General features: G+C 46.6%; 10 protein-coding genes, 1 tRNA gene, 2 rRNA genes, 1 pseudogene and 1 riboswitch. Of the genes and pseudogenes, 3 read left to right on the top strand and 11 right to left on the bottom strand.

Going from position 1 to position 16,185, the window contains the following annotated elements:
• Positions 1 to 107 precede the first annotated feature (107 nt).
• From B0X70_RS02325 to B0X70_RS02315, 3 genes are all read right to left on the bottom strand, one after another.
• A 23S ribosomal RNA gene (locus B0X70_RS02325) occupies positions 108 to 3,016 on the bottom strand.
• Between the two features lie 185 nt (positions 3,017 to 3,201).
• Positions 3,202 to 3,277: transfer RNA gene (locus B0X70_RS02320), tRNA-Glu, on the bottom strand.
• An 82-nt stretch (positions 3,278 to 3,359) separates the two neighbouring features.
• Positions 3,360 to 4,904: ribosomal RNA gene (locus B0X70_RS02315) — 16S ribosomal RNA — on the bottom strand.
• Together the 16S and 23S rRNA genes with 1 tRNA gene alongside form the textbook arrangement of a ribosomal RNA operon.
• A gap of 585 nt (positions 4,905 to 5,489) precedes the next feature.
• Between B0X70_RS02315 and purH the strand changes: the two genes are divergently transcribed.
• Both purH and purD read left to right on the top strand, forming a co-directional pair.
• Positions 5,490 to 7,079: a bifunctional phosphoribosylaminoimidazolecarboxamide formyltransferase/IMP cyclohydrolase gene (gene purH, locus B0X70_RS02310; RefSeq protein ID WP_217470793.1), complete on the top strand. Its 1,590-nt coding sequence runs from the start codon at positions 5,490 to 5,492 to the stop codon at positions 7,077 to 7,079.
• A 22-nt stretch (positions 7,080 to 7,101) separates the two neighbouring features.
• The gene (gene purD, locus B0X70_RS02305) at positions 7,102 to 8,385 is read left to right on the top strand and encodes a phosphoribosylamine--glycine ligase (RefSeq protein WP_217470792.1); all 1,284 of its coding nucleotides are present in this window, start codon (positions 7,102 to 7,104) and stop codon (positions 8,383 to 8,385) included.
• Positions 8,386 to 8,403: 18 nt separating this feature from the next.
• Here purD and B0X70_RS02300 read toward each other — a convergent pair whose 3' ends face one another.
• From B0X70_RS02300 to nudC, 6 genes are all read right to left on the bottom strand, one after another.
• Positions 8,404 to 9,045, bottom strand: a complete 642-nt coding sequence (locus B0X70_RS02300; RefSeq protein WP_036781115.1) for a DUF1481 domain-containing protein — start codon at positions 9,043 to 9,045, stop codon at positions 8,404 to 8,406.
• 68 nt (positions 9,046 to 9,113) lie between these two features.
• Complete coding sequence (gene hupA / locus B0X70_RS02295; RefSeq protein WP_012776594.1) at positions 9,114 to 9,386, bottom strand: nucleoid-associated protein HU-alpha; 273 nt, start codon at positions 9,384 to 9,386, stop codon at positions 9,114 to 9,116.
• Between the two features lie 186 nt (positions 9,387 to 9,572).
• Positions 9,573 to 10,163 (bottom strand): YjaG family protein, encoded by a 591-nt coding sequence (locus tag B0X70_RS02290; protein ID WP_036814772.1) that lies wholly within the window; start codon positions 10,161 to 10,163, stop codon positions 9,573 to 9,575.
• 76 nt (positions 10,164 to 10,239) lie between these two features.
• Positions 10,240 to 10,908 carry a deoxyribonuclease V gene (nfi, locus tag B0X70_RS02285; RefSeq protein WP_217470791.1) on the bottom strand — a complete coding sequence of 223 codons (669 nt, stop codon included), beginning with the start codon at positions 10,906 to 10,908 and terminating at the stop codon, positions 10,240 to 10,242.
• Between the two features lie 4 nt (positions 10,909 to 10,912).
• Positions 10,913 to 11,977 (bottom strand): uroporphyrinogen decarboxylase, encoded by a 1,065-nt coding sequence (gene hemE, locus B0X70_RS02280; protein ID WP_217470790.1) that lies wholly within the window; start codon positions 11,975 to 11,977, stop codon positions 10,913 to 10,915.
• Between the two features lie 109 nt (positions 11,978 to 12,086).
• Positions 12,087 to 12,854 carry an NAD(+) diphosphatase gene (gene nudC, locus B0X70_RS02275; RefSeq protein WP_036781129.1) on the bottom strand — a complete coding sequence of 256 codons (768 nt, stop codon included), beginning with the start codon at positions 12,852 to 12,854 and terminating at the stop codon, positions 12,087 to 12,089.
• Between the two features lie 160 nt (positions 12,855 to 13,014).
• On the opposite strand from nudC, the gene B0X70_RS02270 reads away from it, so the two are divergent.
• On the top strand, positions 13,015 to 13,677 hold the full coding sequence (locus tag B0X70_RS02270) for an HAD family hydrolase (protein ID WP_217470789.1): 663 nt from the start codon (positions 13,015 to 13,017) through the stop codon (positions 13,675 to 13,677).
• Between the two features lie 259 nt (positions 13,678 to 13,936).
• Here the strand turns inward: B0X70_RS02270 and B0X70_RS02265 are convergent.
• Positions 13,937 to 14,221: pseudogene (locus B0X70_RS02265) on the bottom strand (ISNCY family transposase); the annotation flags it as partial.
• A gap of 55 nt (positions 14,222 to 14,276) precedes the next feature.
• A complete protein-coding gene (locus B0X70_RS02260) occupies positions 14,277 to 15,251 on the bottom strand; it encodes an Rpn family recombination-promoting nuclease/putative transposase (protein WP_217470788.1) in 975 nt (324 codons plus the stop codon).
• Between the two features lie 728 nt (positions 15,252 to 15,979).
• Positions 15,980 to 16,105, top strand: a riboswitch (TPP riboswitch).
• Positions 16,106 to 16,185: the final 80 nt, after the last annotated feature.

Raw genomic sequence — 16,185 nt, 5'->3', positions numbered from 1 at the left:
TCAACACAACCATTGGAACCAATCTCTGAACAAGCTGAAATCTGTCTCTCTTCTGTCTTCCGACTTCTGTTTGCTGTCTTCCGACACCAAAACCCCTTCGGCGTTGTAAGGTTAAGCCGCTCGGTTCATTAGTACTGGTCAGCTCAACGCATCGCTGCGCTTACACACCCAGCCTATCCACGTCTTCGTCTTAAACGTTCCTTCCGTGACTCTAAGTCAAGGGAAGACTCATCTCAAGGCAAGTTTCCCGCTTAGATGCTTTCAGCGGTTATCTCTCCCGCACTTAGCTACCGGGCGATGCCATTGGCATGACAACCCGTACACCAGCGGTGCGTCCACTCCGGTCCTCTCGTACTAGGAGCAGCCCCTTTCAATCTTCCTGCGCCCACGGCAGATAGGGACCGAACTGTCTCACGACGTTCTAAACCCAGCTCGCGTACCACTTTAAATGGCGAACAGCCATACCCTTGGGACCTACTTCAGCCCCAGGATGTGATGAGCCGACATCGAGGTGCCAAACACCGCCGTCGATATGAACTCTTGGGCGGTATCAGCCTGTTATCCCCGGAGTACCTTTTATCCGTTGAGCGATGGCCCTTCCATTCAGAACCACCGGATCACTAAGACCTACTTTCGTACCTGCTCGAGCCGTCACTCTCGCAGTTAAGCTGGCTTATGCCTTTGCACTAACCTCACGATGTCCGACCGTGATTAGCCAACCTTCGTGCTCCTCCGTTACGCTTTGGGAGGAGACCGCCCCAGTCAAACTACCCGCCAGACACTGTCCTCAGCCCGGATAACGGGCTTAAGTGAGAACATCGAGCATTCAAGGGTGGTATTTCAAGGATGGCTCCATGCAGACTGGCGTCCGCACTTCCAGGCCTCCCACCTATCCTACACATCAAGGCTCCATGTTCAGTGTCAAGCTATAGTAAAGGTTCACGGGGTCTTTCCGTCTTGCCGCGGGGACACTGCATCTTCACAGCGAGTTCAATTTCACTGAGTCTCGGGTGGAGACAGCCTGGCCATCATTACGCCATTCGTGCAGGTCGGAACTTACCCGACAAGGAATTTCGCTACCTTAGGACCGTTATAGTTACGGCCGCCGTTTACTGGGGCTTCGATCAAGAGCCTCGCCTTGCGGCTAACCCCATCAATTAACCTTCCAGCACCGGGCAGGCGTCACACCGTATACGTCCACTTACGTGTTTGCACAGTGCTGTGTTTTTAATAAACAGTTGCAGCCAGCTGGTCTCTGCGACTGGCTTCGGCTCCGGAGGCAAACTCCTTCACCTGCCGCCAGCGTGCCTTCTCCCGAAGTTACGGCACCATTTTGCCTAGTTCCTTCACCCGAGTTCTCTCAAGCGCCTGAGTATTCTCTACCTGACCACCTGTGTCGGTTTGGGGTACGATTCAATGTCACCTGATGCTTAGAGGCTTTTCCTGGAAGCCGGGCATCAACCACTTCACTGCCGTAGCAGCTCGTCATCACGCCTCAGTGTTACAGAAGAGCGGATTTGCCTGCTCCTCCCACCTACACGCTTAAACCGGGACGACCGTCGCCCGGATGGCCTAGCCTTCTCCGTCCCCCCTTCGCAGTCACATTCAGTACAGGAATATTAACCTGTTTCCCATCAGCTACGCCGTTCGGCCTCGCCTTAGGGGTCGACTCACCCTGCCCCGATTAACGTTGGACAGGAACCCTTGGTCTTCCGGCGAGCGGGTTTTTCACCCGCTTTATCGTTACTTATGTCAGCATTCGCACTTCTGATACCTCCAGCGGGCCTCACAGCGCCACCTTCAACGGCTTACAGAACGCTCCCCTACCCAATGACACCTGAATGTCATTGCCGCAGCTTCGGCGCATGGTTTAGCCCCGTTACATCTTCCGCGCAGGCCGACTCGACCAGTGAGCTATTACGCTTTCTTTCAATGATGGCTGCTTCTAAGCCAACATCCTGGCTGTCTGGGCCTTCCCACATCGTTTCCCACTTAACCATGACTTTGGGACCTTAGCTGGCGGTCTGGGTTGTTTCCCTCTTCACGACGGACGTTAGCACCCGCCGTGTGTCTCCCGTGATAACATTCTTCGGTATTCGCAGTTTGCATCGGGTTGGTAAGCCGGGATGGCCCCCTAGCCGAAACAGTGCTCTACCCCCGAAGATGACTTCACGAGGCGCTACCTAAATAGCTTTCGGGGAGAACCAGCTATCTCCCGGTTTGATTGGCCTTTCACCCCCAGCCACAGGTCATCCGCTAATTTTTCAACATTAGTCGGTTCGGTCCTCCAGTTAGTGTTACCCAACCTTCAACCTGCCCATGGCTAGCTCACCGGGTTTCGGGTCTATACCCTGCAACTACTTCGCCCAGTTAAGACTCGGTTTCCCTGCGGCTCCCCTATGCGGTTAACCTTGCTACAGAATATAAGTCGCTGACCCATTATACAAAAGGTACGCAGTCACCCCTATAAATAGAGGCTCCCACTGCTTGTACGTACACGGTTTCAGGTTCTCTTTCACTCCCCTCGCCGGGGTTCTTTTCGCCTTTCCCTCACGGTACTGGTTCACTATCGGTCAGTCAGGAGTATTTAGCCTTGGAGGATGGTCCCCCCATCTTCAGACAGGATTTCTCGTGTCCCGCCTTACTCGTCGAACTCACAGCCATGCCACCTTCGAGTACGGGGCTGTCACCCTCTCTCGCCGGCCTTTCCAGACCGTTCCTCTGATGCTATGGCTGATGCTGGTTCTGGGCTGCTCCCCGTTCGCTCGCCGCTACTGGGGGAATCTCGGTTGATTTCTTTTCCTCGGGGTACTGAGATGTTTCAGTTCCCCCGGTTCGCCTCATTAACCTATGGATTCAGTTAATGATAGTGCAACGCATTGCACTGGGTTTCCCCATTCGGACATCGCCGGCTATATCGCTTCATATCAGCTTACCGACGCTTTTCGCAGATTAGCACGTCCTTCATCGCCTCTGACTGCCTAGGCATCCACCGTGTACGCTTATTCGCTTAACCTCACAACCCGAAAAAGTCTCGGATTGCTCAGCTTGAGAGACGCCTCAATAATACCTTGTCGATATTACTGAGTGTTTCAATTTTTCAGCTTGTTCCAGATTGTTAAAGAGCTTATATCGCTAAACAGATTCCTAAAATCCGCTTAAAGACACATCGACAACGCCTTTCACCCGTTATCCTGCAAGTGGCGTCCCCTAGGGGATTCGAACCCCTGTTACCGCCGTGAAAGGGCGGTGTCCTAGGCCTCTAGACGAAGGGGACCCTATGGTCGGCTTCGCAGACTCCCTTGCTCTCGACTTTCATCAGACAATCTGTGTGAGCACTGCACTTAACCTATCTCAGGTAAGGAGGTGATCCAACCGCAGGTTCCCCTACGGTTACCTTGTTACGACTTCACCCCAGTCATGAGCCACAAAGTGGTCAGCGCCCTCCTCGCGGTTAAGCTACCGACTTCTTTTGCAACCCACTCCCATGGTGTGACGGGCGGTGTGTACAAGGCCCGGGAACGTATTCACCGTAGCATGCTGATCTACGATTACTAGCGATTCCGACTTCATGGAGTCGAGTTGCAGACTCCAATCCGGACTACGACAGACTTTGTGTGTTCCGCTTGCTCTCGCGAGGTCGCTTCACTTTGTATCCGCCATTGTAGCACGTGTGTAGCCCTACTCGTAAGGGCCATGATGACTTGACGTCATCCCCACCTTCCTCCGGTTTATCACCGGCAGTCTCCTTTGAGTTCCCACCTCGACGTGCTGGCAACAAAGGATAAGGGTTGCGCTCGTTGCGGGACTTAACCCAACATTTCACAACACGAGCTGACGACAGCCATGCAGCACCTGTCTCTCAGTTCCCGAAGGCACTTCGCTGTCTCCAGCAAATTCTGAGGATGTCAAGAGTAGGTAAGGTTCTTCGCGTTGCATCGAATTAAACCACATGCTCCACCGCTTGTGCGGGCCCCCGTCAATTCATTTGAGTTTTAACCTTGCGGCCGTACTCCCCAGGCGGTCGATTTAACGCGTTAGCTTCGGAAGCCACAGCTCAAGGCCACAACCTCCAAATCGACATCGTTTACAGCGTGGACTACCAGGGTATCTAATCCTGTTTGCTCCCCACGCTTTCGCACCTGAGCGTCAGTCTTCGTCCAGGGGGCCGCCTTCGCCACCGGTATTCCTCCACATCTCTACGCATTTCACCGCTACACATGGAATTCTACCCCCCTCTACGAGACTCCAGTCAACCAGTCTTAGATGCCATTCCCAGGTTGAGCCCGGGGATTTCACATCTAACTTAATTGACCGCCTGCGTGCGCTTTACGCCCAGTCATTCCGATTAACGCTCGCACCCTCCGTATTACCGCGGCTGCTGGCACGGAGTTAGCCGGTGCTTCTTCTGCGGGTAACGTCAAAATCCAACTCTGTTCAAGCTAAATTCTTCCTCCCCGCTGAAAGTACTTTACAACCCGAAGGCCTTCTTCATACACGCGGCATGGCTGCATCAGGCTTGCGCCCATTGTGCAATATTCCCCACTGCTGCCTCCCGTAGGAGTCTGGGCCGTGTCTCAGTCCCAGTGTGGCTGGTCATCCTCTCAGACCAGCTAGAGATCGTCGCCTAGGTAGGCCATTACCCTACCTACCAGCTAATCCCATCTGGGTTCATCCGACGGCGTGAGGCCCTTTCAGGTCCCCCACTTTGGTCTTGCGACATTATGCGGTATTAGCCACCGTTTCCAGTGGTTATCCCCCGCCCTCGGGCAGATCCCCAGACATTACTCACCCGTCCGCCGCTCGTCAGCAAAAGCGCAAGCGCTTTCCTGTTACCGCCCGACTTGCATGTGTTAGGCCTGCCGCCAGCGTTCAATCTGAGCCATGATCAAACTCTTCAATTGAAAGCTTGATGCTCAAAGAATTCTGACTAATTAGTTCGTAATGAATTAACTGTTGTTCACTCTTCAAGACTTTAAAACATATTTTTTGTGATACGGTCTTGTGAGTGCCCACACAGATTGTCTGATTAATTGTTAAAGAGCAGGCTGAATCAAAAAATAACATTCTCGTTCAGCCGGGCTGCGTATATTACGCTTTTCGCCCGCAGAGTCAAGCGCTTATTCGCTTTCTCTCTGCCTGACCTCACAATGTTTATCAGCGTTGTGTCGGTCAGTGGTGGCGCATTATAGGGAGTTCTCTGGCGCTGGCAATAATTATTTTGAAAAAAATTGATCGTTTGATTAATTCCACAGCAACACCCCGCCTTATACCTACTTACCAACAGATTTATCCACAAATGGCTAGTTGGATGAAAATTTATCGAGCATCACGCAAACGTTTTCGTTACAATCCGTTGGTTAAAATCATCAAGCGATTTTATCTGACTATATTGAAATGTTATTGCAGTGCCCATTTTTTATGTCCTGATATAGTGGGTTCTTCCCAATAACATGTTACTGCCTTACAAAATCCAAGGGATCAAATCAATGCAACAGCTTCGTCCAATCCGTCGTGCCCTGCTTAGTGTTTCCGATAAATCAGGGGTTGTTGAATTTGCAAAAGCCTTATCTCAACGCGGTGTCGAATTGCTTTCCACTGGTGGCACAGCTCGTTTACTCGCTGAATCAGATCTAAAGGTTACTGAAGTTTCAGATTACACCGGCTTTCCTGAAATGATGGATGGCCGTGTTAAGACGTTGCATCCTAAAGTACATGGCGGAATCCTTGGCCGCCGTGGACAAGATGATGAAATCATGGCACAACACCAAATCTCACCGATCGATATGGTGGTTGTGAATCTATATCCATTCGCCCAGACCGTAGCTAAACCCGATTGCACTTTAGCAGATGCTGTTGAAAACATTGATATCGGCGGCCCAACTATGGTTCGTTCTGCGGCTAAGAACCATAAAGATGTAGCAATTGTGGTTAATAGTAATGATTATGAAAAAATCATTGAAGAGATGGATAACAATCAGGGGTCATTAACACAATCGACCCGCTTCGATTTAGCCATTAAGGCTTTTGAGCACACCGCCGCTTATGACAGCATGATTGCTAACTATTTTGGCAAGCTGGTTCCTCCTTATTATGGCGATACTACTCAGCCATCAGGACGTTTCCCCCGTACTCTGAATTTGAATTTTATTAAAAAACAAGATATGCGCTACGGTGAGAACAGTCATCAGGATGCTGCCTTCTATATAGAAGAAAATCTCTCTGAATCATCTATTGCAACTGCAACTCAGTTACAAGGTAAAGCTCTTTCCTATAATAACATTGCAGATACAGATGCAGCCCTGGAATGCGTTAAAGAATTCACCGAGTCCGCATGCGTTATTGTTAAGCATGCTAACCCCTGCGGTGTAGCCATTGGGAAAGATATTCACGAAGCTTATGATCGCGCATTCAAAACAGATCCAACCTCCGCTTTCGGCGGTATTATTGCTTTCAACCGTGAACTTGATGCTAAGACCGCACAAACCATTATCGACCGCCAATTTGTAGAGGTGATTATCGCCCCCTCAGTGGATGAAGAGGCATTGCCGATATTGGCTACTAAGCAAAATGTCCGCGTTCTGGTATGTGGTGAATGGGAAACCCGAATTGCTGGCCTTGATTTTAAACGAGTTAACGGAGGTCTACTGGTACAAGATCGCGATCTTGGAATGGTAGCAGCAACTAACTTACGTGTAGTTTCCAAACGTCAACCTACTGAGCAAGAAATGAAAGATGCTCTGTTCTGCTGGAAGGTTGCTAAATTTGTCAAATCCAATGCCATTGTTTACGCAAAAAATGATATGACCATCGGTATTGGCGCAGGCCAAATGAGCCGTGTCTATTCCGCAAAAATTGCAGGGATCAAAGCAGCCGATGAAAGCTTGGAAGTTCAGGGATGTGCAATGGCGTCTGACGCATTTTTCCCATTCCGTGACGGTATTGATGCCGCCGCAGTTGTCGGCGTGAGTTGCATTATCCAACCCGGCGGTTCAATCCGTGACGACGAAGTGATTGCCGCGGCTGATGAACACGGTATTGCTATGATTTTCACCGGCATGCGCCACTTTCGCCACTAATCAATAAGCAGGAGTTAATCTGATGAATATTTTAATTGTTGGTAGCGGTGGACGCGAACATGCTCTGGCATGGAAAGCAGCCCAATCTCCTTTAGCTGATAAAGTCTATGTCGCTCCAGGAAATGCGGGAACGGCTCTAGAAAGCAATCTCGAAAATATTGACATCTCAGCGACAGATATCAACGGTTTGTTGGTATTTGCACAAAGCCATGATATTGGGCTGACTATCGTTGGTCCTGAAGCGCCACTGGTAATAGGTATTGTCGATGCATTCCAAAAAGCCGGGTTAACTATTTTTGGCCCAACTCAAGCGGCCGCTCAATTAGAAGGTTCAAAAGCCTTCACCAAAGATTTTCTGGCTCGCCATCAAATCCCAACTGCGGCTTATCAGAATTTTACAGAAATCGAACCGGCTCTTAACTACTTGGATAAAATCGGCGTCCCTATTGTTATAAAAGCTGACGGGCTGGCTGCGGGTAAAGGTGTGATTGTTGCGATGACACTGGAAGAAGCCCAATCCGCCATCAAAGATATGCTAGCAGGAAATGCGTTTGGTGATGCAGGCCACCGTATTGTTATTGAAGAATTTTTAACGGGTGAAGAAGCTAGTTTTATCGTTATGGTCGATGGCAAGAATGTTATTCCAATGGCGACCAGTCAGGATCATAAACGCATAGGTGACGGTGACACGGGTCCAAATACCGGCGGTATGGGAGCCTATTCTCCCGCTGCGGTCGTCACCGATGAAATCCACCAGCGTATTATGGAAGAGATTATTTATCCTACCGTTAATGGTATGGCTGCTGAGGGGCATGTCTATACCGGTTTTCTTTATGCCGGCTTGATGATCAACGAAAATGGCGAACCAAAAGTCATTGAATTTAACTGTCGCTTTGGCGATCCGGAAACTCAACCCATCATGATGCGCATGCGTTCTGATCTTGTTGAACTCTGTCTAGCTGGCGCAAAAGGAGAGCTTGCGAGTAAAACTTCTCATTGGGATGAACGCCCTGCTCTGGGCGTGGTACTCGCTGCCGGCGGGTATCCTGCTGATTATCACAAAGGGGATATTATTCATGGCTTGCCCCAACAAGAAAATGAAAGTAGCAAGGTTTTCCATGCAGGTACGGCAGTGAAAGGTAGTGAAGTTATTACCGCCGGTGGACGCGTTCTGTGTGTTACAGCATTGGGTGAAACCATTATAGATGCACAGAAAAATGCCTACCAACAAGCAGAAGAGATTGAATGGAATAACTGTTTTTACCGTAAGGATATCGGATATCGAGCAATTAACCGATTGAAGTAATCATAAAACTGACGAAGATCAGAGGCTGTCCTTCGTCGGTTCCCAACGACAAAAGTCATTATTGGCTACCAACAATAATTCTCGGCCAACAGGCGCTTCCAACCAAGCAATGGTTAATTGGCCGTAGCTGCTTTTTTCGCGCTGTTCAAGCCATGACCTCGCGTAAGGTTCAAACTCTACAGAAATCGTTTCACCTGCACAGGTAGTAACTTTACCGTTATTCCAGTGCCCTTGCATCAAACGTACATTTCCCACGATCAACGCGTCACTTAATTCAAGCGTTCGTTTAGCGTCAAACTGCATACGAACAATATCATCGCTGGAGAGGAGTTCACGCCGCGCTTTCGACTGCTTTTGCATAAAAATCACCTCACCGGATTTATCCAAACGAAGTTGTTCAGACAGTGGATTTTTATCACTCAAAATTTCACGACGAATTTGGCGCAAATCGCCCTGTTTATATTCATAAAAAGTCACGACGGTATTGTCATTACGGTAGGGGCTGTAAACACTCATCAGCACCCGAGGTTTACTATCCTGATCGTTGAGACGCCACAAGCGGACAACGCCATCATCTGCAATGAATCCACTTGCGCTGAAAGAAGGTTGTTTAGGTTGATTGGTACAGGCGCTGAGCGCGAAGACGAATCCTAGTGTCATCAGCCCCTGACGAACCAACAAAAGGGGATAAATAATACCCCTTCTATTTTTTCTTTTTTGCAATGAAATTATTTAACTGCGTCTTTCAAAGCCTTACCAGCAGAGAAAGCAGGTACGTTTGCAGCCGCGATTGTAATTTCTTTACCGGTTTGCGGGTTACGACCCGTACGTTCTGCACGATGGTTAACTTTGAAAGTCCCAAAACCTACCAGTTGTACTGAATCACCCGCTTTCAGGGATTCGGTGATTGCATTCAAAGTTGATTCCAGAGCAGCCTTTGCCTGAGCTTTAGTCAGGTCTGTGCTTTCTGCGATTGCATCAACTAATTCAGTCTTATTCATAGATTATCCTTACAGTGTGTTTATCGTTTGCAAAGCATCGAGTGCGACGGATATGCCGAATGACAGCACCCCTGCATACACGCACCGATAGCCACTTCTTTTCACCCCCCAAATGTAGAACAGAGTGGGGGCAAAAGTGAAGCCTTTGAACATGGCATTTAAAGCATTAAATCACGTTTTTTCACTTTACTGCGTTAAATTTATGCCAATGTTGCTCGTTCCTGACTCCCGGAGGTCAGCTTTCAATCCTTTAATCAACTCAATATCCCGCTCTTCGCAGCTAACCAATAAGCGATAAATTTCCCATTGGATATCCCACTCTTGTTCAATAGCAGGTAACATTTTCAGTTCTTCATCGGTCATTTCTTTCCCGGCCTGAGTCATTTCAAGCATAGCAACGGTGCGAATTGAAATTTCACTCACTGCAATTGCATGCTCCAATGTTTCACCACTCAGACGAGCATGAACAGTTTCCCCTAATGCAATACATGCATCAATTGCCGGGTACACACCGTAAATATCGTAATCATCCGCTGAGGGAATAGCTTGTTCCAACTTTTCCAACTGATTATCAAAATTCACTTTGGCATCTTTTACAACTAATATTTCCCACACCAAATCCAGAATACGGCGGTAAATAGCCGGTTCTGCAAACGCTGTCTGAAGACAGAACATCTGGTAATTTGGATACATCCGTTCGCACAGACTTGCCATAAAGGTCAGATGCTGCCAGCTTTCAAGTTTTTCCAGCCGTAAATGTATCGGGTTTCGTAACATTAGTTTTTACTCATTATGCACAATTTGCTCCGCAGTTTACCTGAAATTCAAGAATATCCACACGCTTACACCGAATTTAAGGATTTTTCTGTGTCATTTGTTCAAAAAATGGCCTATTTGAGGCTGCGCCATCTGCCCAACGGGTTGTTTCAGGCAGACGATAGCCTTTCATACAACGTTCCACCCATAGCAATGCACTATCAAGACTGATTCGGTGCCCTGTAGAAATATACAACGGATTACAACGTTTTTTACTCCGCCATACCCAACCAATCTGCTCTTCTTTATCAATCAAAGGTTGACAACTGCCGGGCTGTTCTCCCAATAGTTCACTTTCACCACATAAACGACGTTTTGCCACACCAATTGTAGGTACATTTGCTAATAAACCAAAATGGCTGGCAACACCTAAACGGCGTGGATGAGCAATGCCATGACCATCCACCATCACCAGATCAGGTATGTGTTTCAACAACTGCCAGGCAGCCATTAATGCAGGGTATTCACGGAAAGAGAGTAAACCGGGAATATAAGGCAGAGTAGTTTCAATTCGGGCTATCTGATATTCCACCAGTTCAAGGGCAGGATAAGAGAGAACCGCTATCGCCGCCCGAGTGATCGTCCCTTGCTGTTCAAAGCCCACATCAGCGCCAGCAATCAATTTAGGTGGGGGAAAATCATCATAACGAATAACCTGTTGAGCCTTTGCTATTTGCTCCTGGCGTAGCGCTTTCGTATTAATCATATGCTTACTGATGATATTTAGTTGAAAGGTTATGTACAGCCTCAACAAATACACCTGCGTGTTCCGGCAGTACATCCTGATGGATACCATGACCAAGGTTAAAGACATGACCAGAACCCGCGCCAAAACCTTGCAAAATTGTCGAAACTTCCTGTTCAATGCGCTCTGGAGAAGCGTATAACATGGATGGGTCCATGTTGCCCTGCAAAGCAACTTTATTTCCCACACGACGACGTGCATCGGCAATATCTGTCGTCCAATCCAGACCAAGCGCATCACAACCGGTTTCAGCCATTGCTTCCAGCCATTGTCCGCCACCTTTAGTAAACAGTGTCACCGGCACACGACGACCTTCATTTTCACGGATCAGGCCATCAACAATCTTGTGCATATAATGCAAGGAAAATTCCCGATAATCCCGCCCCGTCAGCACTCCGCCCCAAGTATCAAAAACCATTACAGACTGAGCGCCTGCTTTAATCTGAGCATTGAGATAAAGAATAACGCTGTCTGCCAGCTTATCCAGCAATAGATGCATTACGGCAGGTTCGACATACATCATTTTTTTGATTTTAGTGAATGTCTTACTGCTGCCACCTTCCACCATATAAGTCGCCAGTGTCCACGGACTACCGGAAAAGCCAATTAGAGGAACCTGCCCCGCCAGTGCCTTACGAATCGCACGTACTGCATCCATCACATAACCCAGCTTCATTTCCGGATCAGGCACCGACAGTTTTTCCACATCGGCGCGATTTAAAATGGGAGATTTAAAACGCGGACCTTCACCTGCTTCAAAATAGAGTTCCAGTCCCATAGCATCAGGAATGGTGAGAATATCAGAGAAGAGAATCGCTGCATCTAGCGGATAGCGCCGTAAAGGTTGCAAAGTGACTTCGCAGGCAAGTTCCGTATTTTTACATAGAGAAATAAAATCACCGGCTTCAGCACGGGTAGCTTGATACTCAGGCAAATAACGACCAGCCTGTCTCATCATCCAAACAGGTGTAACATCAACGGGTTGACGTAATAAAGCTCGCAAATAACGGTCGTTTTTCAGCTCATTCATGGCAGGCTCCATCTATTTATTGGCCGCAATATAATCTGACTACAATTGATTAGGCGTCATTGTAACATGACAGGTAGATCTCTCCCGTTGAATTGCGCCAAACTGTAGATTACGCATTTCGGCACAGAACAATCGTATCTTCAATCAACCGACGAGCAATAGTATTGGGTGGTGGAATCAATGGCAGTTGCTCATAGTGATACCAATCCGCACTAATCAGCTCTTTCGGATCATGACAGATCTCCCCACTGTCATAATCAGCCAGAAATGCCATCATCAATGAATGAGGAAAAGGCCACGGTTGAGAAGCCACATAACGTAAGTTGCGAATTTTAATATTACTCTCTTCCATCACTTCACGAGCCACAGCTTCTTCCAGTGTTTCACCGACTTCAACAAATCCCGCAAGTACGGTGTAAATGCCTCCACGATGGCGTTGATGTTGAGCCAACAAAATATGATCATCCCGACGAATACCGACAATAATACAAGGCGCTATCTGCGGATAATAACGTTCGTGGCAGTGATGACACAGACAAGCCCATTCACTGACACAATGGTACATTTTATTACCGCAATAACCACAATATTGGTGAGAGCGATAAAACTCCGCCAATTGCACTCCTCGGCCAGCTAATTGAAACAAGCCACGATCATCTTTAACAATCTGCCGTAAAGAAACCATATTTGCAGCCATTTTCTGACGAATAAGCCAAACTTTCTCACCTTGCCACTCACCAATAGGCAAGGCTATTTTTTCTTGTAGTGACCATTGAGTTGCCATTCCAAAAGGTAATTCGCCTTTAGGGAGCCAAATACGATTTTCATCGCTGATAACCCACCAGCCACGTTCTGTACCTGTAATTTGTTGTTGCATCATCACTATGACATCTTAATTTTAATATCTGTATAAATCATACACTTTTTAATCAAAAAAGCGTGCTTTATTATTATCGTCAAGATCGTATTGCCCGCTTTGACAGTAATCGGCATTATTCTCAACTATTAATATTCTTTGGCCCGAGGAGCACAACACCATGCCACAACTGCTTGCCGTGTTTGATCTGGATGACACCTTAATTTCCGGTGATTCCAGCGCTATATGGACCGAGTTTTTATGGGAAAAAGGCATCATTACCGATCCAAGCTTTATTGAAGCAGATAAAAAAATGATGGCTGATTACGGCGCAGGCTCACTGGATATGAGTGGTTATCTAGCATTTAGTCTGCAAACACTGCATCAAATTCCACAAGAACAAGTTGATCTTTGGCTGACTGAATTTGTTAACGAAAAAATTAAACCGCGATTTTATCCACAAGCCAAAGCCCTAATTACAGAATATCAACAGCAACAAATTCCAATCATTATTATCTCAGCTACTGTCTCTTTTATTGTAAAAAAGATTGCTACTGAACTGGGTATTCACACGGTACTGGGCATTGATATGGTAATGGAAAATGGCTGTTATACCGGCAAAATAGATGGCATTGCGACTTTTCGTGAAGGTAAAGTAAAACGGATAAAACAGTGGCTGGAACAGCAAAATAGCCATCCTGAAATTATCCGCTTTTACAGTGATTCAATTAATGATCTCCCAATGTGTCGGTTTGCCGATGAAGTCATTACGATCAATGCCGATGCCCGTTTAAAAGCCGAAGCACAACAATATGGCTGGAAACAATTAACCTGGTCACTGTAAATGCTTTCGATCAGTAATGGGTTTATGGTTTCCATAATCCCATCTATACCCGTTATCTTTCAACAGGCAACCCAATTGCTGGGGAGAATATTGCAATAAAATTGAGGTCTTGACGAAACAAAGCAAGTCATTTTGTTTCCGCAAACAACCCACCTAATCGCGTTCCCTATGCTCTTAAGGTGTCATTTCGCTCCCTATAAATAAAAACAAAAATGCCGATCTTGAATATCGGCATTTTACTGTAAAAGAGAAGATTAATTTAATGCTTTAACGCTTCAATTTTATCCCGGCTTAGTCCGGTACTGGTGACAATAATATCCAAACTCACGCCATGCCGTAATAAGGCACGAGCCGTTTCCACTTTACCTTTCTCTCGGCCTAGCTCAATACCTTCTTCTCGACCTAGTTCAATACCACGCTCAAGCCCTTTTTGTTCAAGCTGTTCTGCAATAGTCATCAACATCGTTTCATGCTCCGGAGATTGTTCAATCAGTTGATGGACAAATTGGGAGAGATCCAGCGTATGCCCACTCAGTAAAAATAAAAACAAAAATGCCGATCTTGAATATCGGCATTTTGCTGTAAAAGAGAAGATGAATTTAATGCTTTAACGCTTCAATTCTATCCCGGCTCAGTCCGGTACTGGTGACAATAATGTCTAAACTCACGCCATGCCGTAATAAGGCACGAGCCGTTTCCACTTTACCTTTCTCTCGGCCTAGTTCAATACCTTCCTCTCGACCTAGCTCAATACCTTTCTCTCGGCCTAGCTCAATACCTTCTTCTCGGCCTAGTTCAATACCACGCTCAAGCCCTTTTTGTTCAAGCTGTTCTGCAATAGTCATCAACATCGTTTCATGCTCCGGAGATTGTTCAATCAGTTGATGGACAAATTGGGAGAGATCCAGCGTATGCCCATTCAGTAAAATATAGCGTAACACCACATTGCGCTGTTCGGTTGTATTATACCCTGCATTCAAGAGTTCCACCAATTGGAGGAGCCATTCCTGCATATCCCGGCAGCGGATGTGTTTTTGCACCAGTTCCATCAGGGCAACGCCTTTATGCGTCAGGATCTCTTCATCGCTGAGCGCACTGACGTCCACCAACGGAAACGCCTGATGGTATAAACGGGCAGCCTGTTCAGGGAGCGTAAAACAATCCAGCCACCGGTTTGAGTAAGGATATGGCCGAACCTCCCCATGATAAAACAGCAGCGGCGCCACCAAAGGGAGTTCAGCATGGCCTTTTTTCAGGTGAGCCGCCATAGCTGACATGGCATAATGCATCAGCCGCCAGGCCATCAGCGGGTCAGGGGTGGACTGATGCTCAATCAGACAATAGATATAGCCCTGTCCCCGGACCGTTTCAACCGAGTACAGCACATCACTGTGCAGTTGACGTAAATGCCGATCCACAAAACTGCCGGACTCCAGTTTCAATGTGGCTAAATCACACAACAACTGAACCTCTTCGGGCAGATAAAGGGATAAAAACTCTTTGGCCGTTTCAGGCTGCGTTAAAAAATGCTTGAATAACGAATCATGGTGAGGCTGTTTTTCTTTCTTTGCCACAATCTGTTTCTCTGTCTTTATCAGTTAGTCATTACCACTCATTGTCAAGGTATAGTATTTCTACCAAGTTACAAAAAACATTGTCTCAGATTTCCTCAGGCAAATCTTTATCGAATGCATTAATAGAAGAGCCTAAAGAATAAAATATCAGAAAATAAAAAACGATCAAATATTATATTTACAACAACTACTTTATGAAATCCATTCATTTAAATGAATTTTTAACTTGCATTCGCATAATAACCTCCCTCATCAAAATATCGATTACTTATATGTCCGTTAATCTTGGATGTTCAGATCGAAAAAATTGGACTGAATTCCCGCCAGATGATCTATTATCTCTTTTGTATCCAAAAATTTTTTCAATGCAGTATTAAACCGTAATCTAATTTCTTCCTCATAAATATCGAAATATATATTAGACATTTTATATAAAATTTGACAAATACAGTTAGGTACAAAATAGGCATGAAATATATCGAACATTGGTCCACCATCTTCATGAAACAACCCAACCCGACAATGGTAATTTAACTTTAACCACTTTAGATGAATCAAAGTTTTTCATGCCTTATTTCCTTAACAAGTTGTAGTTAAAAAATTAATAAACATGACAAATCGATCACAAAACAATCAGCAACATAGCTAAAAAAAATTAACCTGGTCACTGTAAATACTTTCAATCAGTAAGGGTTGTAGTTTTCATAATCCCTTCTATACTACTGTTTGCTTTCTTGTCGGAGTGCCTAGCGTAAGCTGTTTTATCGCAGCATACACAGGCTGAGACCGTTAATTCGGGATCCGCGGAACCTGATCGGGTTAATACCCGCGAAGGGAACAAGAGTAATCAACCGCTGTTAGCCCACCCAATTTTTTACGGGCCTGTCCAGCCATCAACCATTACTCCCTGCGAGCTCCAGACAAGCAACTTTCC

Source organism: Photorhabdus akhurstii, from assembly GCF_019090985.1.
Taxonomy (GTDB): domain Bacteria; phylum Pseudomonadota; class Gammaproteobacteria; order Enterobacterales; family Enterobacteriaceae; genus Photorhabdus; species Photorhabdus akhurstii.
This window is presented reverse-complemented; position numbering and strand designations above follow the sequence as displayed.

Coding starts and splice junctions, on each gene's coding strand:
- purH (WP_217470793.1), top strand. CDS start 5,490: ATGCAACAGCTTCGTCCAATCCGTCGTGCCCTGCTTAGTGTTTCCGAT.
- purD (WP_217470792.1), top strand. CDS start 7,102: ATGAATATTTTAATTGTTGGTAGCGGTGGACGCGAACATGCTCTGGCA.
- B0X70_RS02300 (WP_036781115.1), bottom strand. CDS start 9,045: ATGACACTAGGATTCGTCTTCGCGCTCAGCGCCTGTACCAATCAACCT.
- hupA (WP_012776594.1), bottom strand. CDS start 9,386: ATGAATAAGACTGAATTAGTTGATGCAATCGCAGAAAGCACAGACCTG.
- B0X70_RS02290 (WP_036814772.1), bottom strand. CDS start 10,163: ATGTTACGAAACCCGATACATTTACGGCTGGAAAAACTTGAAAGCTGG.
- nfi (WP_217470791.1), bottom strand. CDS start 10,908: ATGATTAATACGAAAGCGCTACGCCAGGAGCAAATAGCAAAGGCTCAA.
- hemE (WP_217470790.1), bottom strand. CDS start 11,977: ATGAATGAGCTGAAAAACGACCGTTATTTGCGAGCTTTATTACGTCAA.
- nudC (WP_036781129.1), bottom strand. CDS start 12,854: ATGCAACAACAAATTACAGGTACAGAACGTGGCTGGTGGGTTATCAGC.
- B0X70_RS02270 (WP_217470789.1), top strand. CDS start 13,015: ATGCCACAACTGCTTGCCGTGTTTGATCTGGATGACACCTTAATTTCC.